The following is a 22,146-nucleotide window of genomic DNA, read 5'->3' as shown; positions in this document are numbered from 1 at the left end:
GCGCCATGGATGGCGCCATCGAGCCCCCATGGACGGGTTTACGGCGTGTCCTGCAAGCCCACACCGCCCCGCCAAACCACGGATCACCCCAGAGCCGGCTGTTGCTGTTGCTGTTGCTGTTGCCAGGGTTGCCGGCCAGCGGCCGGCCCTACAGCAGGTGCCGGGTGCAACCCGGCCGAACCCCCGCCGGGGTAAACTAGCCGGATGGCTTCCCGTCCCGCGCACGACCTGCTCCGCCGCGTCTTTGGTTACGACGATTTCCGTGGTCCGCAGCAGGACATCGTGGAGCATGTGGCTGCCGGTCACGATGCCCTGGTGCTGATGCCTACCGGCGGCGGCAAATCACTGTGTTACCAGGTGCCCGCCCTGCTGCGTGACGGCTGTGGCATCGTCATCTCGCCGCTGATCGCGCTGATGCAGGACCAGGTCGAAGCCTTGCGCCAGCTCGGCGTGCGCGCCGAATTCCTGAACTCGACCCTGGACGCCGAAACGGCCGGCCGGGTCGAACGCGAACTGCTCGCCGGTGAGCTCGACATGCTCTATGTCGCCCCCGAACGCCTGCTGACCGGCCGTTTCCTGTCGCTGCTGTCGCGCAGCCGGATCGCCCTGTTCGCCATCGACGAAGCCCATTGCGTGTCGCAATGGGGCCACGACTTCCGCCCCGAATACCGGCAGCTGACCGTCCTGCACGAGCGCTGGCCGGAGATTCCGCGGATCGCCCTGACCGCCACCGCCGACCCGCCAACCCAGCGCGAGATCGCCGAGCGCCTGGACCTGGCCGAAGCACGTCACTTCGTCAGCTCCTTCGATCGCCCCAACATCCGCTACACCGTGGTGCAGAAGGACAACGCCCGCAAGCAGCTGAGCGATTTCCTGCGCAGCCATCGCAGCGAGGCCGGCATCGTCTACTGCATGTCACGGCGCAAGGTGGAGGAAACCGCCGAGTTCCTGTGCACGCAGGGGTTCAATGCACTGCCCTACCACGCCGGCCTGCCCGCGGAAGTGCGTGCCAACAACCAGCGCCGTTTCCTGCGCGAAGACGGCATCGTCATGTGCGCGACCATCGCCTTCGGCATGGGCATCGACAAGCCGGACGTACGCTTTGTCGCCCATACCGACCTGCCCAAGTCGATGGAAGGCTACTACCAGGAAACCGGCCGCGCCGGGCGCGATGGCGAAGCCGCCGAGGCCTGGCTCTGCTACGGCCTGGGCGATGTGGTGCTGCTCAAGCAGATGATCGAGCAGTCCGAGGCCAGCGAGGAGCGCAAGCAGCTGGAGCGGTCCAAGCTCGACCACCTGCTGGGCTACTGTGAATCGATGCAGTGCCGCCGCCAGGTGCTGCTGGCCGGCTTCGGCGAGACCTATCCCAAACCCTGCGGCAACTGCGACAACTGCCTGACACCGCCGGCGGCCTGGGATGCCACCATCCCCGCGCAGAAGGCGTTGAGCTGTGTTTACCGCAGCGGCCAGCGCTTCGGCGTCGGCCACCTGATCGACGTCCTGCGCGGCAGCGAGAACGAGAAGGTCAAGCAGCAGGGCCACGACAAGCTGAGCACCTACGCCATCGGCCGCGACCTGGATGCACGCACCTGGCGCAGCGTGTTCCGCCAGCTGGTGGCCGCCAGCCTGCTGGAAGTGGACAGCGAGGGCCACGGTGGCCTGCGCCTGACCGATGCCAGCCGCGATGTGCTGACCGGTCGCCGCCAGATCAGCATGCGCCGCGATGCGGTCAGTGCCAGCGCCGGGCGCGAACGCAGCGCGCAACGCACCGGCCTGTCGGTGCTGCCGCAGGACCTGGCCCTGTTCAATGCGCTGCGCGGCCTGCGCGCCGAGCTGGCGCGCGAGCAGAACGTGCCGGCCTTCGTGATCTTCCACGACAGCACCCTGCGCAACATCGCCGAACAGCGCCCGACCTCGCTGGACGAACTGGCCCGGGTCGGTGGCATCGGCGGCACCAAGCTCAGCCGCTATGGCCCGCGCCTGGTGGAGATCGTGCGCGAAGAGGGTTGAACACGCCCCGGCCCCAGCCTGGTGCCGCTCAAACCTTGAACCACCTGTTCAGCCGGATGTGCATGTCCGTCCACTTGCCGCTAGATTAGCGCCATGTCCCTCGCCTCGACCCTGCTCCGTGTCGTGCTCATGCTCAGCCTGTTGCTCAACGGGCTGAACGCGGCCATGGCCAGCGGGCACGAGGACATGGGCCGCATGGCCCATGCGATGGCCTCGGCGATGACCGATGAAGGCGACGCCGACTGCCACCACCACGCCGGCATGACTGCAGACGAGGCGCCGCAGGCCAAGGCCCCCGCCCACGACGCACACTGCCAGATCAAGGACTGCGTGCGCAGCTGTGCCCAGCACCCGCTGCTGGCCGTGCAGGCACTGCCTTTCCTGACCGGTCCCGGTCTTTCCCTGACCCCGCAGCCGATGCCTGCCAATGGCCGCCCGGCACCGCCGCTGCCGCCGATCTCACGCCCTCCCATCGGCTGATCCAACACGCCTCGTGCGCGCTGCGCACTGAAGCCGGCCCTGCGCTGGCGTCTTTCCGTGTTTGGAGTCACCACCATGAGTACCCGTATTCCTCCCGGCCCGGGCGCTGTGCCCATGCCGTCGCGCCGTCTGTTCGTGCAGGGCATCGCTGCTGGCGGCGTGGTTGCCGGCCTCGCCGCGGCCGGCATCCCGCAGCGCGCGCTCGCCGCCGCTTCTGCTGCACCCCGCCTGGCCAGCGCACCGGCGATCATCAGCGATACCCGCGTCGAACTGGCCATCGGCGAGTCGCTGGCCAACTTCACCGGCCGCACCCGCCCGGCAATCACCGTAAACGGCTCACTGCCGGCACCGATCCTGCGCTGGCGTGAAGGCCAGACCGTGGACCTGTTCGTGCGCAACACGCTCGGCCAGCACCCTACTTCGATCCACTGGCACGGCATCCTGCTGCCGGCCAACATGGATGGCGTGCCCGGCCTGAGCTTCAACGGCATCGGCCCCGGCGAGACCTACCACTACCACTTCGACCTCAAGCAGTCCGGCACCTACTGGTATCACAGCCATTCGCTGTTCCAGGAACAGGCGGGGCTGTACGGCGCGCTGATCATCGACCCGGCCGAACCGGCGCCGTACCGGCATGACCGCGAGCACGTGATCATGCTGTCCGACTGGACCGACATGGATCCCGGCGCGCTGTTCCGGCGAATGAAGAAGCTCGCCGAGCACGACAACTACTACAAGCGCACCCTGCCCGACTTCCTGCGCGACGCGCGTCGCGATGGCTGGTCCGCCGCCCTGTCCGACCGCGGCATGTGGGGCCGGATGCGGATGACGCCCAGCGACATCTCCGACATCAACGCGCACACCTACACCTACCTGATGAACGGGACCGCGCCGGCCGGCAACTGGACCGGGCTGTTCCGCAGTGGCGAAAAGGTGCTGCTGCGTTTCATCAACGGTGCGTCGATGACCTACTTCGACGTGCGCATCCCCGGCCTGAAGATGACCGTGGTCGCCGCCGACGGCCAGTACATCCATCCGGTCAGCATCGACGAGTTCCGCATCGCCCCGGCCGAAACCTACGACGTACTGGTGGAACCCAGCGGCCAGGATGCCTTCACCATCTTCTGCCAGGACATGGGCCGCACTGGTTATGCCGCCGGCACCCTCGCCGTGCGCCATGGGCTGCAGGCACCGATTCCCGCACGCGATCCGCGCCCGTTGCTGACGATGAGCGACATGGGTCACGACATGGGCGGCGGTGGCCACGGCGGCCACGACATGGCAGCAATGAAGGGCATGGAAGGCGGCTGTGGTGCCAGCATGGGCCACAGCGCACATGGCGGCGGCGAGACCGCCAGCAAAGCGCCAAAGCATCCGGCCAGCGAGCGCAACAATCCGCTGGTGGACATGCAGAGTTCGGCCACCGAGCCCAAGCTGGACGACCCCGGCATCGGCCTACGCGACAACGGCCGCCAGGTGCTGACCTATGGTGCGATGCGCAGCTTGTTCGAAGACCCCGATGGCCGCGAGCCCGGCCGCGAGATCGAGCTGCACCTGACCGGCCACATGGAAAAGTTCTCCTGGTCGTTCGACGGCATTCCCTTCGCCGGCGCCGAACCGCTGCGCCTGAACTACGGCGAGCGCATGCGCATCGTGCTGGTCAACGACACCATGATGCAGCACCCGATCCACCTGCATGGCGTATGGAGCGACCTGGAAAACGCACAGGGTGAATTCCAGGTGCGCAAGCACACCATCGACATGCCGCCCGGTACACGCCGCACCTATCGCGTACGCGCCGATGCACTCGGCCGATGGGCCTACCACTGCCACCTGCTGTACCACATGGAAGCAGGCATGATGCGCGAAGTGAGGATCGAAGAATGAGCCGTTCCCTGCTTGCCCCAAGCCTGTTGACCGTAGGCCTGTTGGCTGCGCTGCCCTCGTTTGCGCAGTCCCATGACGGCCATGACATGACAGCGCACTCGCCTCCCGCCGATGCCACGCCAGCAGCAGCGGCCGACGTGGATCATTCGAAGATGGACCATTCGAAGATGGATCACGGTGCGATGGATCATTCAACGATGGACCATTCAACGATGGACCATGGCGCGATGGATCACTCGACAATGGGCCACGGCACGCCCGCGCCGACGCAGCCGCGCGAACCAATACCTGTACCCACCGATGCTGATCGTGCGGCCGCGTTTCCACCTATCGCGCATGGTGCGATGGAGCACCCACCGGAAATCCACAGCCTGCTGCTGATCGATCGCCTGGAACACTGGGATGGAAAGAACGGCAACGGCCAGGCCTGGGAAGCCAGCGGCTGGATCGGCGGCAACATCAACCGCCTGTGGCTGCGCACCGATGGCGAACGCAGTGAAGGCCGCACGGAATCATCAGGCGTGGAAGCACTGTATGGCCGCGCCATTTCGCCATGGTGGGACGTGCTGGTTGGCGTACGCCAGGACTTCCGCCCCGCCGATTCACGCACCTGGGCGGCCATCGGCATCCAGGGGTTGGCGCCGTACAAGTTCGAAAGCTCGGCCACGCTGTATGCCGGTTCCGGTGGCCAGCTGATGGCCAAGGCCGAAATCGAATACGACGTACTGTTGACCAACCGGTTGATCCTGCAGCCCCTGCTGGAAGCGACCGTGGCCAGCAAGGACGAACCGGAGTACGGCATCGGCCGCGGCCTCAACAAGGTCGAGGCCGGCCTGCGCCTGCGCTACGAGTTCAGCCGACGCTTCGCGCCGTACGTCGGCATCAGCCACGAACGCAGTTTCGGCGACACCGCGGACTATGCCGGCGACCATGCACGCGATACGCGCTGGGTCGCCGGCATCCGCATGTGGTTCTGAGCAGCGGATCGTGAGCAGCCAGCCCCGGCAAGCACCGGGGCCGGCTACACTGCCGCACGTTCCATTGCAGGCTGCACCATGTCGTTGCATATCCGCCGCGCCACCCTGGCCGACGTCGACGCGTTGTCGGCGATCGCCATCGCGACCTATACCGAAACCTGGGGCGATTCCTATCCGCCGCAGGACCTGCACACTTTCCTGCAGGATCACTACGGCACCGAGCCGCAGCGAGCGGAACTGTCCGACCCGCGCAGCGCGGTGTGGCTGCTGCTGGAGGGCGAGACGGTGGTGGGCTATCTGGCCGCCGGCGCCAACACCCTGCCGCATGCCGAAGCACGCGAAGGCGACATCGAACTGAAGCGGCTGTACATCCTGGCCAGCCACCAGAACGGCGGTCACGGCGCGCGCCTGATGGATGCCTTCATGGCCTGGCTGGACCAGCCACAGCGCCGCACCCTGTGGGTGGGCGTGTGGGAAGAGAACTTCGGCGCGCAGCGCTTCTACGCGCGCTACGGCTGCAGCAAGGCCGGCGAGTATGACTTCATCGTCGGCGACAGCCGCGACCGCGAGTTCATCCTGCGCCGGCCCTGAGCAGCGTCAGAAATCGAACAGCTCGGAGAGGAAGCTCTCCTTCTTCTTTTTCTTGTAGCCCTGGCTGTACTGGCCACGGTTGTCATCATGGCGCTGGCCGAGATGACGGGTATCGCGATGCATCACCGGCGGCGGAGCAGCCTGCGGTTGCACAGGCGCGGGCCCTGGCGGCGGCATGGCGGCACCTGCACCGTCAGTGGCGCGCTCGATGATCTTGTCGAGTTCGCCACGATCCAGCCATACGCCACGGCAGCTCGGGCAGTAGTCGATCTCGATGCCATGGCGCTCGGCCATCTGCAGGGTCTGGGTCTTGCACACGGGGCACAGCATTCGCATTGCTCCTGTCGGTCTGGCCTCGACTGTACCTGCGTGCGGATGACTGTGCGGCAACGCATGACCAATGGCACAGGGACTTCCGGCGCGTGCCGGCACGTTCCCCGCCCTGCAGACTGCCTTGCGATCTCGCTGCAAGGAATGCATGTGACTGCCCGTGACTCGATTCCCACCGGCGTCCGCCTGTTGCTGGTGCTGCTTGGCGTTGGCCTCGGCCTGAACGTGCGCGACATCAGCTCCACGCTGGGCGCGCCGATTCCCGCCCTGCCCATCCCCTACGGTGGCAGCCTGCTGGACAACGCGCTGGCGGTGCTGGTCGCACTGCTGCTGGCCACGCTGCTGCGCCCCCGCGGTGTGGGCCTGCTGGCCAGCCTCGGCCTGCGCGGAAACGGCATGCGTGGCCCGTTGTGGGTGCTGCTGGCCAGCCTGCCGTGCTGGCTGGGGCTGGCCCTGCTGGGGACGCCCAACACGGCGCTGACGACGCTGGACGCCACGATGCTGGCCGTGCTGTTCCCGCTGGCCGAAGAAGTGCTGTTCCGCGGCCTCGGCTTCGTGCTGCTGATGAAGATCGTACGCGGCCCCTGGCCGTTGCTCGCACTGCCGCAGGCGCTGCTGTTCGGCATGGTGCACTGGCTGGGCTTCGGCGGCTTCGACGGCGGCGGCATGGCCCTGTTCGTCGGCCTAGTGATCGCCTTCGGCGGCTTCATCTTCGCCTGGCTCGACCACCTCGACGGCAACACCCTGTGGTGCGGCCTGGCCCTGCACCTGTCGATGAACCTGGCCTGGAATGTGTTCAGCCTCGACGACGGCGTTGCGCTGGGCTGGCAGGCCACCAGTTTGCGCATCGGCACTACGCTGCTGGCAGTGGCAGCGCTGGCCTGGCATGTGCGGACCCGGCGCAACCGCGCGCTGTAACGCCGGCTTAGCCGATCCTGCACACGGGGATCACTGGGGGCTTGCGCATACTTGCGCGCCTTTCATGCCCTGCCGTCCGGAGTTGTTGCGTCATGCTGCTGTCCAAGCGCCACGTTGAACCACGCGTCCTGCTGATCGAAGACGCCGAGGAAACCCGTGAACTGAGCCGGATGGCGCTGGAGAGCCAGGCCTGCCACGTCGCAGGCGTCAGCAGCGCCGAAGCCGCGCTGGGCCTGCTGGCCGCCGGAGAGCGCTTCGACCTGATGTTCACCGACGTCAATCTCGGCCTGGTCAGCGGCATCGAGGCCGCCAACCGCGTGCGCAGCCTGTATCCGCAGCTGCCGATCCTGGTGACCTCCGGCATGGACCAGCATGCCGTGCTGCCGCAGTTGCACGACGGCATCCATTTCCTGCCCAAGCCCTACAACATGAGCGAGCTGCTGGATGCGATCCGTCTGTGCTTCCGCCATGCCGCCGATGCCGCGCTGATGCCGGCGCCGCAGGCAAGCGCGGCCTGAGGCTGCCATCCACGCATGGCGTGGATCTACTGGTGCAGCCACGCATGGCGTGGATCTACTGATGCATCCCCGCATGGCGTGGATCTACTGCGATGCGCACCGTTGCGTGAACGAAAAATGCTGCCAGTAGATCCACGCCATGCGTGGATGGAGCCGGCCGTCAACCGCCGGTATACGGTCCTTCGCCCGGAAGTACCTCAAGCAGCGCACGGGTGATCACGCGTGGATACACGGTGAGATGGTCTTCGCCATCAATCACGATGTTCTCCACCTGCAGCTTGCGACCGCTGCGTCGCAGCTGACCGGCGAAGTCGGCGCTCTGCCGCAGCATGTCATTGCCCGTTGAGTAACGTGGCCCCGGCTTGACCGTCTCGTAGCCGCCCACCGACAGCAACACGCGGATGGGCTGTGAAGGCATCACGGCGGCATCCTGCATGCGCGGCAGCAGGCTCTGGTCGAACCACAGCGACGGACTGGACAGGATGTAGGTGCCGAACATGTCGGGCTGGGTCGTCAGCACGTAAGCACCCAACAGCGCGCCATAGGAATGACCCGCAAACACGCGCCGGGCCGGATCGGTACGGTAGCGCGCATCGATCAGCGGCAGCGCGTGGTCAGCCAGGAAGTCGCGGTAATGGGCCGCGCCGCCATAGGTGACGTCATCGCTGTAGTAGCCGGCAGGGGTGCGCACAGGATCACTGGGGGTGTAGTCGCGCGAGCGGCTCTGTTTGGAGGTCAGGCCTTCCTGCGGCGGCAAACCGACCAGGATGAAATCCTCGATGTTGACGCCCTGCTGCCCCACCAGGTTGCGCACGCTGCGCACCAGCGGAAAGCTGTACAGCGCATCGGTCACGTACACCACCGGATAACGCTTCTGCGGATGCGCCGCGTAGCCGGCAGGCAACGCCACCCACAGGGAATAGTCGCGCCCGATCGGGTCATGCACGCGCAGTGACTCGGTATCGGGCAGCACAACGCCTGGCACGGCCGTCGCGCTTTCCCTGGCTTCCTTCTGCGTTGCCGGCGGCGCCACCGACATCGCGCACCCTGCCAAGGCCAGGCAGGCCAGCACACTCCATACACGCACACGCTGCATCCGCGCTCTCCTGTTGCGGGCGGCGCATCCAGGTGGCGCCGCTGATGCATCCTCACACACCGCGTTGTTGCGCGCCAAACCCCTCTCAGGGCGAGGCCGGCGGCGGTACTGGGAACAACGTACGCAGGCCCTGCAGCGCCGCCGGGTGGTAGATCGTGGCGTGGGTCTCTTCCGGCAGCGGCTGGTACTTCACCAGCGTTGCCGGCGATGCCTGCTGCAGCACCGCCGCCAAGCGTGCGCTCGACGCAGCCAGTTCCGGTTGGCCACTGCTGGCCAGGAACAGCCGCGCACCGCTGCGCGCGACGGACGGCACCTGCTTGCCTGCGCCAGACAGCAAGGCGCCGTGGTTCCACCACAGGCTGGGGTCCAGCGCGATATAGCTGTTGAACAAGGCCGGTTCCTGCAGCAGCGTCTCGATCACGAACAACCCGGCCAGCGATTCCCCAATCAGTGCCCGCTCGTCGGTGGTCGCATAACGCTGGCGTACCTGCGGCATCAGTTCATCGCGCAGGAAATCACGGTACGCCGCCGAGCCACCGATGCGCGGCGCGATCTTGCGATCCTCCGCCACGTTGCTGGGGCCGGTCATGTCGCGGCGGCGCTCGGTGTTCTCGATGCCAACCAGAAGGAACGGGCGCATGCTGCCGTTGCCGGTCAGCACCTGCACCAACCCGGCCACGTGCAGGAAGTCCTCGCCGATGCCACCGTCGGGCATGTACAGCACCGGCAGCGGCGTCTTCGGGTCCAGGCCCCACGGCTGCGGGCGATAGACGTTGATGCGACGGGTTTCGCCCAGCGCCTTGGATTGGAAGGTGAAGGTCTCACCGATGACCAACGGCGAAGCGACCGCTGGCTGAGGCGCCGGTTCGGCGGCCATCAGCGGCGCGGCGGAGACACAGGACAACAACAGCGACAGCACGATCAAGCGCATTGGGCGCCCCATCCAGCGAAAGATGCCGAGCATAGCGCCCGGACGCGCGCATTGGTGCCTGCCAGATGCGTAGATCCACGCCAGGCGTGGATGACTTGCCGTGACTCGCGCCCGGTTACGGCCCCCCATACCGCGCGTGCACCGCCATGTGTCGTGTTTGAACCGCCAAGGACACCACTATCGTCGCACCTGCACCGAAATGCAGTGGGTACAACTGAAACGCACAGAGGACATTGATGGCGAAAGTGAAGCCAGCTTTACACGCGTTGGTTCACGGCAGATGCATCGTAATGTGCGGTTTGCGGCATCTTCCAGCGCGATCAACCGGCCGCGGAAACGAATGCGTCGTGTACTGACGCTTGCTGCGCAAGACAGGCCTGCGCCACCATCGTCGCGCGTCTGGATTCCGCATGTCCTTCCGGAAACTCCTGATTGAAATCCAAGCGAAAGCGTAAACACCATGCTGCGCCACCGACAACGGGTGGCAACGGGCCTGCAAGCCCGTGATGAGGTTATCGCTTGTTGTTTGCGCTCACCCGTCGGCACTGTCTCCGGACCGTGCCGGCGGGTGATCCGTCGGCCTTTATGGCGGGCGGTGCGTGGGGGCCTTCGTGCCCGCCGGTCAATGGCGATACTTCATCCCGGCTTGCAGCCACGCACCGTCCGCCACCCGCTCTGCGCGGTGGCACTCCAACCTCAGAGCCGAGGAAGCCGAGATGACCGAAGGTCCGCCCTATGCCTCATATGCCGCCAGCATCAACGACGACGATGACAACCCTGCGCCCGAACTGAGCACGTTCCTGGGTTGCCTCAAACGCATCCGCGCGGGCGAAGGTGCAGACGGCCAGCCCTGGCCTGATACCAGCCTTCCCGCAGGGCGCAGGCTGGCACTGTCACGCGTGGAGCGGGCGGCCGTCGGCATGCTGACCGTGGCAGAGATGCTGCACGCCGCCGATCGCTGCCGATCAATGGCAACGCCGGACCGGCATCTGGATGACGGCGTGGTCGAAGGGCTGTTCTTCGCCTTCCGCGGGCTGGCGGAACTGGTATGCCGGGATATCCGGCCTGAGTAGGAACCCTGCACCGTAATCCAGCCCATACTCGGGCCGGGCCCGTACCGGGTTCCATCGACACTGACACAAGGAGGTTCGCATGTTGAATGCCATGATCATTGCCGCGCTGGCCGCAAGCCTGGCCGCCCCCGTACCGTACGCCGACTGCCTGCTCGGCAACATCCAACCCGGGTTATCCGACCGCGCCGTGCAATTGGTGCAGCAGGCGTGCGCCGCAAAGCACCCCGACAGTTTCATCGCCTCGCTGGAACTGGAGCGCAGTTACAGCGCCCAGCGGCAGGCCCGGTTCGACGCAGAGCGCGCCGCAGTGGAGCGTGCTGCGAACGCGGCCGCGGTTGCCGCACAGGCAGCGGCAGACCGCGAGGCAGCCCGTTCCCAGGGCGCGAAGTCCAAGTAGGACCTCAGGTTCTGCAACAAAAAAGGCACCGCTTGGCGGTGCCTTTCTGGATGACCGGAGTCATTGCCTGCAATGGTGGGCCGTGATGGATTCGAACCATCGACCAAAAGATTAAAAGTCCCGCTGACTCTGCAAAAAAATCAATAGCTTGCACTGAACTGATTTCCGGAACCGGCCCGACCAATCCATTGCGCCGCAAGGTGGCAAGGTCGAGTTTTCTGGAGGCGAATCGGTCAAACGCGCGGGTACTGGCCCATGCTCGTACGCAACCGCCCTTTCCTCGGATCCTTCGCCCTGGGCTTGGTCGCCGCCGGCGGCCGGATCGGCTCCAATGCAGCCATCACCCGGGCCGACGCGGCCGCTGCTGCCTCGTCCAGTCGCTGGGCCGGGGGCAGGCCAGGCAGCGGCGGTGTCGGCGCATACGGCGTGCTGTCGGTCAGGCGGGCCACAGCCTCATGCAGCGGCAGGTCCGGGTAGAGCCTGGCCGCACACCAACGTTCGGCGAAGCGTTTGCCCTGCCCCACGCTGACCACCCTGGCCTCCCTCACCTGCCACATCTTCTGGCCCCGCAGCCACAGACGAAGGCCCGGGCGGCCGTCAGGGGCCACGCTGGCCGTCTCTCGGCCGTTGTAGCAGAGCGCCCAGCGCTCGCCGGTCAGCACCCATCCAGAGGGGATGGGCGCTGTGCGGAATCCTTGATAGCCGAGGGAAGGAAGCATAACCGGCAGCATACGAGCAGGCGTCTCAATTCCTGCGAACGCAGCGGCACCTAGCTAATTCGGGGAGCTAAGGAGTCGCATGGCCAACCATTGCCTCCGCGCTCCCGAGACACACCAAGCAAATCAGCCAGCAACCAATCAATCAAAAATCGCTCTGAATCTGCTCAGACGTGACAATACGGGTCATCAATCGCTCGACCTGTCGCTTAGTACCCTTATCCCCCTTAACTTTATCAATGTGCGAGATAAGGCCACCTATCTCATCATCTGATTGAATGACCAGATACTTTATGTCATCAAGCTCAAAGTTTAAACGCAAGTGAGATAGAAGCCCATTAGCCACATCCTTTCCTGTAGCCTTGAATTTTTCAGGAACATACATCATCGGATAATCATCGGACAATGGAGGAACATAGCGCCACTCCCTTTCGTCGGAATAACGATATGGATCAACCACCTTCCCATCAATCTTTAGAGCACCCTCATAATTTTTTATGTATCGAGCAATATCCTTCGCCATGGTCCTAGGCACTCGATCAACGTCACCAGACTTCTCATGATCGTAGAGTATTTTTACCAAACCCTCATAACTCTCCGCCAAATTTGAATTCGCCTGCACGTAAAGAACAGGATTTAGCCGGTGTGTTAGAGCCCACTTCCTGGACAGACCAACTCCGTATGGACCGTAACTTCTAATGTGCTCCTTTATCTGCGAGAAGGGTATATCACAGAAGGAAACCATAGGAACATGAAGATCTACTTTTCTACCATGAAGCCAAAAAGACTCCCGACAATGTTTAACCTTAAAGCCTTCTTCAAGTATCCCATAGAGGCTTTTTAGATCCTTAGTGAAATGAAGCAATGCGCTCGAACTCAACCCCATAAAAACATCCCCTTATCGTTGAGAATCAATCAAAAACCAGCACTAAAGCCGCATTGATATCACTATCGCACCGCCTCTGCAATTCAGATTAGCAAGACTTTCCCATCCCAAACATTTGCAAGCTGTGGGCAGGGCAGGCGGCACTGGCCACCAGTCGCCGGCGATACTACAAACCCTAGATCGCTGGGCCTGCCGCATGAATCGCCTGGCAAAAGCGCGTCTTTTCTTCCACAGCAGGGCTACAACAAGGCGGCCTGTCGATCATCCCAGCTCTTGATGATCAGCTCGCCGAACTTGCGCCCCCGGCCCTGCCCGCCGCCAATCGTGTAGTCCAGCTGCAGCGGAACCACGCCGAACGCAGCGAACACCTCACGGATCTGCGGATGGTCGTTGATCGACACGACGAACCGACCCGCAGCGCCGCGCATCAGCTCTGCCATCGCCTCGTACTCGCTGAAGGGGAAGTCGACGCCGTAGCCCTCGGTCTCCCAATACGCCGGGGCCAGGTAGAACAGCGTGCCCGGCCGGTCATACCGACGCACGCACTCCTGCCATGGCAGGCATTCGATGATGGTGTTCGCCAGCCTCAGATGGACCGCACTGAGTTCTTCTTCGATCCGCAGCAGGTTGAGCCGCGGACCTCCCGTGGTCACTACGCCGAACGTATGCCCCTGCACCGATCAACCGCGTATCGGTGGACCAGTGCTCTCGCGGCTGCCTACGGAATAGATCCGCCTCCACGCTCAGGACAGGGGGCACGATGATCGGAGAGGTTCTCCAGTTTCAGGATCTGCAGGAACTCTGTCGGCCTGGCGAACGACCACGCCTGCCCACTGTGGAAGCGTGGGCTTGCAAGGAAGGGATTCGCTACAGGTACGACGGCAAGAGCGGCATTTGGACCACCGCTCCCGCGATGAACGCAGCACTCGGCCTACAGCAGGCCTCAACGACACCTATGGAAACGACGTCATCTGATGGCACCTCGACCGAGAAAGCACAATCCATCGATCCCCCCACACATTGACCAGGCGAAAATTCCCAAGGAAATGTACTGGGATGCGACCAGCCGTGGGCGTTGGTACGTATTGGACACGGCGACGGGCATCGACGGCCCCAAGAAGACCCGCCGCACAGTTGCGGGCCCCGATGCCAAGCTGTCTGAACTGCACAGCATCATGGAGACGGGCGAGAGCACGGGGACCGTGGAATGGGTATGCGCCCAATATCACGACAGCGCCAAATTCAAAGGCTTGGCCACAGGCACCCGCGACGACTACGAGTCAGCGCGGAAGGTGCTGATCAACTATCCCACCAACCTTGGCATGCCATTCGGCAAGCTTCAGGTGGCAGAGCTGAGCAACCACAATTTCCAGCGTCTGGTCGACAAGATCGAATCGGCAGGCACACCCACCAAGGCAAACAAGGTGCTGCGCTACTCGCGTCTGGTGTTCCGTTGGGCGCTCAATCGGGGCATCGTTGACCACAATCCCGCGCAGGGGCTGGAGCAGGCGAAGGAGCGAACGCGCCAGCGACTTCCTACCGATGCAGCCTATGCGAAGTTGGTGGCATTCGCCCATGAGCGCTCCATGCGAACGGCGAGGACTGAAGGTTCGGTACCGGCCTATCTGTGGATGATCATGGAGCTCGGCCACCTATGCAGACTGCGAGGCATTGAGACGCTCACGCTGACCGAAGCGCACGGCACGACCGAGGGGTTGCACACGAACCGCCGGAAGCGCAGCCGCGACAACTTGGTGGAGTGGACCCCGAGGCTGCGGAGCGCGTGGGATGCCGCGATCGCGCGCCGCGAAGCCATTATCGAGCGCCACAGCTTGCCCGTTCAGCTACGGGCCGATCAGCGCCACCTGTTCCTCGCAGAGCATGGCGAACCCCTACAGAAGACAAGCCTAGACAGCACTTGGCAGCGCTTCATACAGCTCGCAATAAGTTCAGGGACTATCTTGGCGGAGGAGCAGTTTAGCCTGCACGACCTGAAACGAAAGGGGGGGAACAGACACAGCGAGAAATCGCGGGGACCGGCAAGACGCATTGGGCGTCACGGATGCGATGATGAAGGTTTATGACAAGAGCGTACCGCGTGTTAAGCCATCAGACCCTGCAAACTAGGAACCACTGGGCGGCACCCACTTCCACGCCGATCTATAAATCATTTCATACATACCTACTGGGACCTCAGGCCAACGCCACTGCTCCCACATAATCTGGCCGTCTGGACCGCTATTTCCATCTTTGTAATAAGTCCAGTCGTCCAGCTTCATAAATACGTCTTCGGTGATGTAAGTCGAGTAGTCCCCATCTCGAATAGACGCCAGCTTTGCGGCCACGTTAGGCGCTCGCCCTACCCAGACGAGATCGTTGTTCCTCCGGATTCCTGTCCTGGCTACGAAAACCTGTCCGACATCGATTCCAACTCCATGGCGGATAGTGATTCCACTATTGGCAAACGTGGAGTAACGGTGGAAAACTGGCCTCAAAACATTCACAACAGTCCAATTGATCTGGAGTGCGGCCTTCGCTGCGCGGATGCAACTATCGCTCCCTACGAAGACGCCCATCACCCTATCTCCGTCGAAACTGCGTATGTGTCCATCGTGGTATCGGATGATACGGCAGCTAGTTGCTAGAAATGCTTTAGCGATTTCCGCAGCCAACCACGGGGGGAGGCTCATCGCAATCCTTGTCGACTCCGCCAGATCAGCATAGAGCATCGCGGCATCGATGTTGACCGCGCCCGCTCCTAAAGCAACGTCCTCCGCTGCAGGGACGGTGGCCGAGTCCCGTTCGTTCCAACGAATTGCGACAACGCTGCTGACCTCGGCCTCGATATCTTCCTTCAATCCCATGGTCGATCTCCTTAGAAGCTAGTTGGCGATAGACATTGTAAGCAGGCCAAGAACCCACGGGACGACGGACGCAATTAACCAGCCCAAGCCCCTCCGAAGGTACTTGAACTTCACCGTGAGGATAGAAGAATTCCTCCAGGCTTGGTGCGCGATCTGCCTAGCCAATTCGCGGTCGGATGCATCTAGAAGCGCATTCTCGTACTCGGCTTGGGTCATTTTTGCGACGTCGCCGAAAAACACAGTCGACCTGCCGACTGAATCTAGATTTGGGAATGCGGCACGGTAGATGGCTAGATATGAGAGAGCCGAGAACAGCGCGAAAATTACCGTAAGAATCACCAACCACGGTCCCGCCTTCTCGGGCTCAGGCCACTTGGCGAAAAAAAAACCCGACATAGCGGTGTCCACCCCCAGCACCACGGCTAGCATCGCATCCACCCGTGGGAAGATCCCCAACACAACCTGCAGATGGGTCCAAGCTCTTTGTGATGACTCCATGTCTCGCTTCCCTGTTGCCGCGATGGCATTGCAATTGTGACGCGACGAGCATGCAATGCAACGCCAGCACGAGCCAGTTTTACGGAGGGAATTACGGAGAAGATGAAAAAAGCGCCACAAGGGCGCTTTAAGTCATTGATTGCATTGGTGGGCCGTGATGGATTCGAACCATCGACCAAAAGATTAAAAGTCTTCTGCTCTACCGACTGAGCTAACGGCCCATGCAAAGCCCCGGCCTTTCGGCGGGGTGGGCATTCTACCGTACTTTTCCGGGCGGGGTGAAGCCGGGGATCTACCAGGTTGCCGGCCAGCGGCCGCCACTACCCCGGCTGCGGGCCTCTAAACCTTTCCGCCACGTGCCGCATCTCACCTGCGACCCTGCCCCGGAGCGATGGATGCGCCTGCCACTGCCGTTGATGCTCGCCCTGCTGCTGCCGTTTGCCGCCTCTGCGGCATCGCCTGCACAGGTGCGGACCGACGACATCGGCCGCTTCTGGGCTACTTACGATGCGGTGCTCACCGAGCCCGATGCCGCACAGCGTGTGGCCCTGGTGCAGCAGCGCTATATCGAGCCCGGCTGCCCTGGCCTGCATGCGCTGATGAAGGTGCGCAACTACACCGCCGCCGAATACGAACAAGCAATGCTCGCCTGGCCGCGCTTCTGGGCCTCGGTGCGGCCGCTGACCGCCAACGCCCGGCAGGCCAGCGCTACGCTGGAGCGGGATCTGGCTGCGTTCCGCAGGCTTTACCCCGCCCTGCGTCCGGCCAGCATCACCTATGCGGTGGGCGTGCTGCGCACAGGCGGCACCACGCTGGGGGACCAGGTGCTGATCGGCGCGGAAATGGCGCTCGGCGATGCAAGCGTGGATGTCAGCGAACTGCCGGAGCCGTTGCGCAGTCGCCTGCGGGCCTTCTACGACAGCGCGCCGGGCGCGAACAACGCGCAGAACAACCTGCATGAGTACGTGCACACCCAGCAGCGCGAGACCACCGGATCGCTCGCGCAATATGCGGTCCGCGAGGGCGTGGCCGAGTACATCGCCGAGCGGATCAGCGGTCGCCGCCCGGCACTGCCGCTGTACACCTATGGCCCGTTGCACGAATCGGAGATCCGCGCTCGCTTCAGAGCGGAGATGGATGGCGATGCGCTGGACAACTGGCTGTACAACAGCGCCCGCAATGCGTTCGGGGTGAGTGATGTGGGGTACTACGCGGGTTACCGTATCGCGCAGGAGTACATGCGGCAGCAGCCGGATGAGCAGGCGGCGATCGCACGGATGATCGAGCTGGATTACGAGGATCCTGCGGCGGTGCGCGGCTTCATCGACGCATCGGGTTGGCTGCGGATTGCGAATGCCAATGAGGCTGCCGGCCAGCGACCGGCACTACCGGAAAGCCAGCGTCGGTAGCGCCGGGACAGGGAGTGCGAACCAACGGTTCGCACCTACCGGGGAAGCCGGCCAGCGGCCGGCACTACCAGAGGCAGTCAAGCGTACAGCGTCGGGTCGGCCACGCCGGCTTCGGTGAAGCCCTGCGCGCGCAGGCGGCAGGCATCGCACTGACCGCAGGCCGCGCCGCTGGCATCGGCGTTGTAGCAGGACACGGTCAGGCCGAAGTCCACGCCCAGTCGCACGCCTTCGCTGACGATCTGGCCCTTGCTGAGGAATTGCAGCGGCGCATGCACGGTGATGCCCGCGCCTTCCACGCCCGACTTGGTCGCCAGGTTGGCCAGCGCCTGGAAGGCGGCGATGAACTCGGGGCGGCAATCCGGGTAGCCGGAGTAGTCCACGGCGTTGACGCCGCAGAAGATGTCGTTGGCGCCAAGCACTTCGGCCCAGCCCAGCGCCAGCGACAGCATGATGGTGTTGCGCGCCGGCACGTAGGTGACCGGGATGCCCTCGCCGCCCGCCTCGGGCACGTCGATGTCGTCGGTCAGCGCCGAGCCGCCGATGCTGCGCAGGTCCACGTCCACGATCTTGTGCACGATCACGCCCTGGGCCTTGGCCACGCGCGCGGCAGCATCCAGCTCGGAGGTGTGGCGCTGGCCGTAACGCACGCTGAGAGCATGCACGGCGAAGCCCTGTTCCTGGGCCATGGCGATGACGGCGGCTGAATCCATGCCGCCGGAGAGAAGCACGACTGCCTTCTTCATGGGTAAATCATCCGGTTGGGGGAGAAAGCCAGCACGCTGTCCCGCGCCGGAGCTACATCAGGAAACGCTGCGCCGGCTCATCGGCCCGGCTCGTCGTTCCACAGGATTTTATGCAACTGCATCTGGAAGCGCACCGGCAGCCGGTCTTCCACGATCCAGTCGGCCAGCTGGCGGGCAGTGATTTCGCCCTTGCTGGGAGAGAAGAACACCATCGTGCGCTGCACCAGCTGGTGTTCGGCGACCATGGCCTTGGCCCAGTCGTAGTCTTCGCGGTTGCAGATCACGAACTTGATCTGGTCACGCGTGGTCAGCAGCGGCAGGTTTTCCCAGCGGTTGCGCGCAACCTCGGCCGAGCCCGGGGTCTTGATGTCGACCACGCGCGACACGCGCGGATCAACGGCGCTGACGTCCAGCGCACCGGAGGTTTCCAGCGATACATCCAGGCCGGCATCGCACAGCTTCTGCAGCAGCACCAGGCAGCGCTTCTGCGCCAGCGGCTCGCCGCCGGTCACGCAGACGTGGCGCACGCCCTGCGCCTGCACGTGGGCCACGATATCGTCGATGTCCCACCAGGTGCCGCCGTGGAAGGCGTAGGCGGTGTCGCAGTACTGGCAGCGCAGCGGGCAGCCGGTCAGGCGCACGAACACGGTCGGCCAACCGGCGGTATCGGCTTCGCCCTGCAGGGAGGTGAAGATCTCGGTGATCTTCAGGCGCGGCAGGGGCGACTGCACGATTTCGCTGGGCGTGGCGACGGCGGCGGACGGGGGAACGGCGGTCATGGCAGGGACTTCTTGATGGGACACGTGGCGGGTGGGCTACCGTGGCCGGTAACGAACGCAGCCGAGCATGGCTCGGCTCTACAACAGCAGCCGGTCGGGTATGGCCCGGCGGGTAATGCAAGCCGCCGGGCATGGCCCGGCGCTACCGGATCCGGACGGGTTTGCCGACCCGGAAACGAAAGCAGCCGAGCAAGGGCTCGGCGCTACGGGGAATACATTGTACGCCCGGTCAGCGGATCAGCGGATCTGATTGCCGAGGCGGATCGACTGCAGGCGGTCCTGCGCGGTACGCGCGGCATCCGAGCCCGGGTATTGCGCCACGACGGTCTCCAGCGTCTGCTGGGCCTGGTCGACTTTGCCCTCGCCGTACTGCGAGAGGCCGACCTTGAGCAGGCCGCCAGCGGCCTTGTCGTGGGTGGGATAGCGCGAGAGCAGTTCGCGGAACTGGGACTCGGCCATCGGGAAATTGCGGGTGGCGTAATAGCTTTCACCCAGCCAGTACAGCGCATTGGGGGCGTAGACGCCGTTGGGGTACAGCTCCAGGAAGCTCAGGAACAGCTGCGCCGAATCATCGTACTTGCCCGCCTTCAGTGCGTCGAAGGCCACGTTGTAGGACGTACGCTCGTCACCGGTGACGGCCAGGCTGCCCGGGTCACCATGGACGGAAGGCGGCCGCTCGGAAGTGGCCGCCGCTGCGGGTTTTGCCGGGGCTGCAGGAGCCTTCGGTGCGCTCGCCGGAACAGCAGGCAGGGCCGGGGCGGCAGAGCCCCCTTCCAACCGGTTCAGGCGGCTGTCCAGATCCAGGTACTGGTCCTGGGCGGACTGCTTGAGCTGGGCGTTGTCGTGTTGCAGTTGTTCGATCGAGGCCTGCAGGCTGGTGACCTGCTGCCGCAGCTGGTTGATCTGGTTCAACAGGTCCTGGTTGGCACTGTTGTTGTACATCTGCTGCTCGAGCGAACCGACACGGTCGGCCAGGCTCTGGCGTTGTGCATGCGCCGGTGCGGCAGCCACGAGGGCTGCCGCAACGACCAGCATCAGTTTGATGCCAAGGCGCATGGATTACTGCGCGGTGTAGACGATTTCGACGCGACGGTTCTGCGACCAGCAGGACTCGTTCGACTCGGTGCAGACCGGACGCTCTTCACCGTAGGACACGACGGTCAGCTGCGAAGCCGAGCCACCGTTGGCCTGCAGTGCCGAGTTGACGCCGTTGCCACGACGCTCGCCCAGGGCCTGGTTGTACGCGCGCGAACCGCGCTCGTCGGTGTGGCCCTGCAGGGTGATGCGCGAGGACGGACGGTCACGCAGGTACTTGGCGTGGCAAGCCATGATGGCCTGGAATTCCGGCTTCACGTCTTCCTTGTCCAGGTCGAAGTAGACAACGCGCTGGCGCAGGCAGGCATCGGTGTCCAGGTCGCCCGGGCCGTACAGGCCGGAGGTGGACGGACCGGTCGGGGTGGTGGTCGAGGTGCCGGTATCGACCGGAGCCGGGGCTTCTTCCTTGACCTTCTTCGAGCAACCGGCCAGGACGGCCACAGACAGCAGGGAAACAAGCAGAACGCGGGTGGACTTGTTCATGGCGATACCTTTGTGGCTCCTAAGCCGATGAGGGGTTCAATACAGAGAAAATATTAACACTCTTTTAGCGCTGGGTACGGTATGGGGACCATGCCGGCTCGCGCACATCACCGTCTGCCAGAACCAGGCGCTGGCGCACGCGCGCATCGGCCGAGACGGCGTACAGCACACCACGACCACCCTCACGGGCGGCATACAGCACCATGCTCGCGTTGGGCGCGAAGCTCGGCGATTCGTCCAGCGAACCCGGCGACAGCGTGCTCCAGCGGGGCGAACCCAGCGAGCTGTCCATCAGGGCGATCTTGTAGCTGTTGCCCGAACCCTGGGCGACGGCGATCTTCTTGCCGTCGTAGGAGACCGAGGGCTTGGCGTTGTAGTTGCCCTGGAAGGTCACGCGCTCGGCGCTGCCACCACCGGCACCGACCTTGTAGACCTGCGGACGGCCGCCGCGGTCGGAGGTGAAGTACACCGCGCTGCCATCCGGCGCCCAGGTCGGCTCGGTATCGATGGCGAAGTGGTTGGTCAGCTGGGTCAGCTGCTTGCTGCCCAGATCCATCACGTAGATTTCCGGGTTGCCCGAGCGCGACAGGGTCAGGGCCAGCTTGCGGCCGTCCGGCGAGAAGGCCGGGGCGCTGTTGATGCCGCGGAAGCTGGTGACCAGCTCACGGGCGCCGGTGGAGATGTTCTGGATGTAGATGGCCGAATTGCCACGCTCGAAGCTGACGTAGGCCAGCTTGTTGCCATCCGGGCTCCACGACGGCGACAGCAGCGGCTCGGCCGAACGCACGATGGTCTGCGGGTTGAAGCCGTCCGAATCGGCCACCATCAGCGCGTAGCGCATGGCGTCGCCCTTGCCGCTGGCGGTCACGTAGGCGATGCGGGTCCAGAAGGCACCACGGACACCGGTGATCTTCTCGTAGATGGCATCGGCCATCTGGTGGGCAACGTCGCGCATGGCATTGCCACGTGCGGTCATCGCCAGGCCGAGCAGGCGCTCACCCTTGGGCACGTCGAACAGTTCGTACTCGACGCGGTAGGCGCCGGCACCGGCGTCCATGACACGGCCGACCACGATGTAGTTCTGCTTCAGCGCGCGCCAGGTGGCGAACTGGATGTCACCGCCACGGATCGGCTTTTCGACGATCTGCGCTTCGGGCAGCGTGCGGAACTGGCCCGAACGTTCGAGGTCGGCACGGACCACGCCGGCGACGTCGGTCTGCGGAGCACCGGCTGCACCCTGGTAGGGCATCGGCACGATGGTGATCGGGAGGGCGGAGGCATTGCCGCCGATGATGTCGATATCCAGCCCCTTCTGCTGCGCGACGGCAGCAAAGGGCAGCAACAGGGCCGCAAACACGGCAAGCCAGCGAGGCATCTTCTTCATGGAGCGCTCAAATAGGGGGAACCGGAACGAGGGATAACAAAACGGCAGTGAACCGCTTCGCAATCATGAACCAAGGGTACG

General features: G+C 64.1%; 25 protein-coding genes and 1 tRNA gene. 12 read left to right on the top strand and 14 right to left on the bottom strand.

Annotated features, from left to right (window positions below):
- The first annotated feature begins 204 nt into the window (after positions 1–204).
- From recQ to AC1DKR_RS20240, 5 genes are all read left to right on the top strand, one after another.
- Positions 205–2,010 carry a DNA helicase RecQ gene (gene recQ, locus AC1DKR_RS20260; protein ID WP_025874645.1) on the top strand — a complete coding sequence of 602 codons (1,806 nt, stop codon included), beginning with the start codon at positions 205–207 and terminating at the stop codon, positions 2,008–2,010.
- 93 nt (positions 2,011–2,103) lie between these two features.
- The gene (locus AC1DKR_RS20255) at positions 2,104–2,490 is read left to right on the top strand and encodes a CopL family metal-binding regulatory protein (RefSeq protein WP_025874646.1); all 387 of its coding nucleotides are present in this window, start codon (positions 2,104–2,106) and stop codon (positions 2,488–2,490) included.
- 75 nt (positions 2,491–2,565) lie between these two features.
- Positions 2,566–4,377: a copper resistance system multicopper oxidase gene (locus AC1DKR_RS20250; RefSeq protein WP_478034806.1), complete on the top strand. Its 1,812-nt coding sequence runs from the start codon at positions 2,566–2,568 to the stop codon at positions 4,375–4,377.
- Positions 4,374–5,354 carry a copper resistance protein B gene (locus tag AC1DKR_RS20245; RefSeq protein ID WP_478034804.1) on the top strand — a complete coding sequence of 327 codons (981 nt, stop codon included), beginning with the start codon at positions 4,374–4,376 and terminating at the stop codon, positions 5,352–5,354. The genes AC1DKR_RS20250 and AC1DKR_RS20245 overlap by 4 nt, the downstream gene beginning before the upstream one ends.
- A gap of 78 nt (positions 5,355–5,432) precedes the next feature.
- Entirely contained in the window at positions 5,433–5,945 is a 513-nt protein-coding gene (locus tag AC1DKR_RS20240) for a GNAT family N-acetyltransferase (protein ID WP_312786166.1), read from the top strand.
- A 6-nt stretch (positions 5,946–5,951) separates the two neighbouring features.
- Here AC1DKR_RS20240 and AC1DKR_RS20235 read toward each other — a convergent pair whose 3' ends face one another.
- Entirely contained in the window at positions 5,952–6,275 is a 324-nt protein-coding gene (locus tag AC1DKR_RS20235; protein ID WP_025874650.1) for a TFIIB-type zinc ribbon-containing protein, read from the bottom strand.
- A gap of 150 nt (positions 6,276–6,425) precedes the next feature.
- Here AC1DKR_RS20235 and AC1DKR_RS20230 point away from each other — a divergent pair, with 150 nt between their 5' ends.
- Complete coding sequence (locus tag AC1DKR_RS20230; RefSeq protein WP_478034800.1) at positions 6,426–7,193, top strand: CPBP family glutamic-type intramembrane protease; 768 nt, start codon at positions 6,426–6,428, stop codon at positions 7,191–7,193.
- A 92-nt stretch (positions 7,194–7,285) separates the two neighbouring features.
- Positions 7,286–7,711: a response regulator gene (locus AC1DKR_RS20225; protein WP_025874652.1), complete on the top strand. Its 426-nt coding sequence runs from the start codon at positions 7,286–7,288 to the stop codon at positions 7,709–7,711.
- A gap of 160 nt (positions 7,712–7,871) precedes the next feature.
- Here the strand turns inward: AC1DKR_RS20225 and AC1DKR_RS20220 are convergent, their stop codons facing one another.
- A complete protein-coding gene (locus AC1DKR_RS20220) occupies positions 7,872–8,807 on the bottom strand; it encodes an alpha/beta hydrolase (RefSeq protein ID WP_478034798.1) in 936 nt (311 codons plus the stop codon).
- 85 nt (positions 8,808–8,892) lie between these two features.
- Positions 8,893–9,738 carry an alpha/beta hydrolase gene (locus tag AC1DKR_RS20215; protein ID WP_312107734.1) on the bottom strand — a complete coding sequence of 282 codons (846 nt, stop codon included), beginning with the start codon at positions 9,736–9,738 and terminating at the stop codon, positions 8,893–8,895.
- A 716-nt stretch (positions 9,739–10,454) separates the two neighbouring features.
- Here AC1DKR_RS20215 and AC1DKR_RS20210 point away from each other — a divergent pair.
- Together AC1DKR_RS20210 and AC1DKR_RS20205 are read left to right on the top strand one after the other, a co-directional pair.
- Positions 10,455–10,811 carry a hypothetical protein gene (locus tag AC1DKR_RS20210; protein ID WP_478034795.1) on the top strand — a complete coding sequence of 119 codons (357 nt, stop codon included), beginning with the start codon at positions 10,455–10,457 and terminating at the stop codon, positions 10,809–10,811.
- Positions 10,812–10,890: 79 nt separating this feature from the next.
- Entirely contained in the window at positions 10,891–11,208 is a 318-nt protein-coding gene (locus AC1DKR_RS20205; RefSeq protein ID WP_478034793.1) for a hypothetical protein, read from the top strand.
- 233 nt (positions 11,209–11,441) lie between these two features.
- Here AC1DKR_RS20205 and AC1DKR_RS20200 read toward each other — a convergent pair whose 3' ends face one another.
- The 3 genes from AC1DKR_RS20200 to AC1DKR_RS20190 form a co-directional block, all read right to left on the bottom strand.
- On the bottom strand, positions 11,442–11,927 hold the full coding sequence (locus AC1DKR_RS20200; protein ID WP_478034791.1) for a hypothetical protein: 486 nt from the start codon (positions 11,925–11,927) through the stop codon (positions 11,442–11,444).
- Positions 11,928–12,069: 142 nt separating this feature from the next.
- Positions 12,070–12,810, bottom strand: coding sequence for an abortive infection system antitoxin AbiGi family protein (locus AC1DKR_RS20195; RefSeq protein WP_478034787.1), 741 nt, complete (start codon positions 12,808–12,810; stop codon positions 12,070–12,072).
- Between the two features lie 239 nt (positions 12,811–13,049).
- Complete coding sequence (locus AC1DKR_RS20190; RefSeq protein ID WP_478034783.1) at positions 13,050–13,463, bottom strand: DNA adenine methylase; 414 nt, start codon at positions 13,461–13,463, stop codon at positions 13,050–13,052.
- Between the two features lie 107 nt (positions 13,464–13,570).
- On the opposite strand from AC1DKR_RS20190, the gene AC1DKR_RS20185 reads away from it, so the two are divergent.
- Together AC1DKR_RS20185 and AC1DKR_RS20180 are read left to right on the top strand one after the other, a co-directional pair.
- Entirely contained in the window at positions 13,571–13,834 is a 264-nt protein-coding gene (locus tag AC1DKR_RS20185) for a hypothetical protein (protein WP_478034779.1), read from the top strand.
- Positions 13,785–14,894 (top strand): site-specific integrase, encoded by a 1,110-nt coding sequence (locus AC1DKR_RS20180; protein ID WP_478034774.1) that lies wholly within the window; start codon positions 13,785–13,787, stop codon positions 14,892–14,894. Before AC1DKR_RS20185 ends, AC1DKR_RS20180 begins: the two co-directional genes overlap by 50 nt.
- A gap of 39 nt (positions 14,895–14,933) precedes the next feature.
- Here the strand turns inward: AC1DKR_RS20180 and AC1DKR_RS20175 are convergent, their stop codons facing one another.
- The 3 genes from AC1DKR_RS20175 to AC1DKR_RS20165 form a co-directional block, all read right to left on the bottom strand.
- Positions 14,934–15,674 carry an adenylate/guanylate cyclase domain-containing protein gene (locus tag AC1DKR_RS20175; RefSeq protein ID WP_478034771.1) on the bottom strand — a complete coding sequence of 247 codons (741 nt, stop codon included), beginning with the start codon at positions 15,672–15,674 and terminating at the stop codon, positions 14,934–14,936.
- 18 nt (positions 15,675–15,692) lie between these two features.
- On the bottom strand, positions 15,693–16,172 hold the full coding sequence (locus AC1DKR_RS20170) for a Pycsar system effector family protein (protein ID WP_478034769.1): 480 nt from the start codon (positions 16,170–16,172) through the stop codon (positions 15,693–15,695).
- Positions 16,173–16,317: 145 nt separating this feature from the next.
- Positions 16,318–16,393: transfer RNA gene (locus AC1DKR_RS20165), tRNA-Lys, on the bottom strand.
- Positions 16,394–16,567: 174 nt separating this feature from the next.
- On the opposite strand from AC1DKR_RS20165, the gene AC1DKR_RS20160 reads away from it, so the two are divergent.
- A complete protein-coding gene (locus AC1DKR_RS20160) occupies positions 16,568–17,581 on the top strand; it encodes a DUF2268 domain-containing putative Zn-dependent protease (protein WP_478034766.1) in 1,014 nt (337 codons plus the stop codon).
- Between the two features lie 77 nt (positions 17,582–17,658).
- Here AC1DKR_RS20160 and queC read toward each other — a convergent pair whose 3' ends face one another.
- The 5 genes from queC to tolB all read right to left on the bottom strand — a co-directional run bounded on the left by queC (position 17,659) and on the right by tolB (position 22,065).
- Positions 17,659–18,324 (bottom strand): 7-cyano-7-deazaguanine synthase QueC, encoded by a 666-nt coding sequence (queC, locus tag AC1DKR_RS20155; protein ID WP_478034764.1) that lies wholly within the window; start codon positions 18,322–18,324, stop codon positions 17,659–17,661.
- A 77-nt stretch (positions 18,325–18,401) separates the two neighbouring features.
- Positions 18,402–19,103 carry a 7-carboxy-7-deazaguanine synthase QueE gene (gene queE, locus AC1DKR_RS20150; protein WP_025874666.1) on the bottom strand — a complete coding sequence of 234 codons (702 nt, stop codon included), beginning with the start codon at positions 19,101–19,103 and terminating at the stop codon, positions 18,402–18,404.
- 237 nt (positions 19,104–19,340) lie between these two features.
- Positions 19,341–20,159: a tol-pal system protein YbgF gene (gene ybgF / locus AC1DKR_RS20145; RefSeq protein ID WP_088100990.1), complete on the bottom strand. Its 819-nt coding sequence runs from the start codon at positions 20,157–20,159 to the stop codon at positions 19,341–19,343.
- Positions 20,160–20,162: 3 nt separating this feature from the next.
- Positions 20,163–20,681: a peptidoglycan-associated lipoprotein Pal gene (gene pal / locus AC1DKR_RS20140; RefSeq protein ID WP_025874668.1), complete on the bottom strand. Its 519-nt coding sequence runs from the start codon at positions 20,679–20,681 to the stop codon at positions 20,163–20,165.
- Positions 20,682–20,745: 64 nt separating this feature from the next.
- Positions 20,746–22,065 (bottom strand): Tol-Pal system beta propeller repeat protein TolB, encoded by a 1,320-nt coding sequence (gene tolB / locus AC1DKR_RS20135; RefSeq protein WP_025874669.1) that lies wholly within the window; start codon positions 22,063–22,065, stop codon positions 20,746–20,748.
- Positions 22,066–22,146: the final 81 nt, after the last annotated feature.

This window comes from Stenotrophomonas sp. 01N47, from assembly GCF_056399165.1.
Note: the sequence above shows the minus strand (reverse complement) of the source record. Positions and strands in the feature narration are given on the sequence as shown.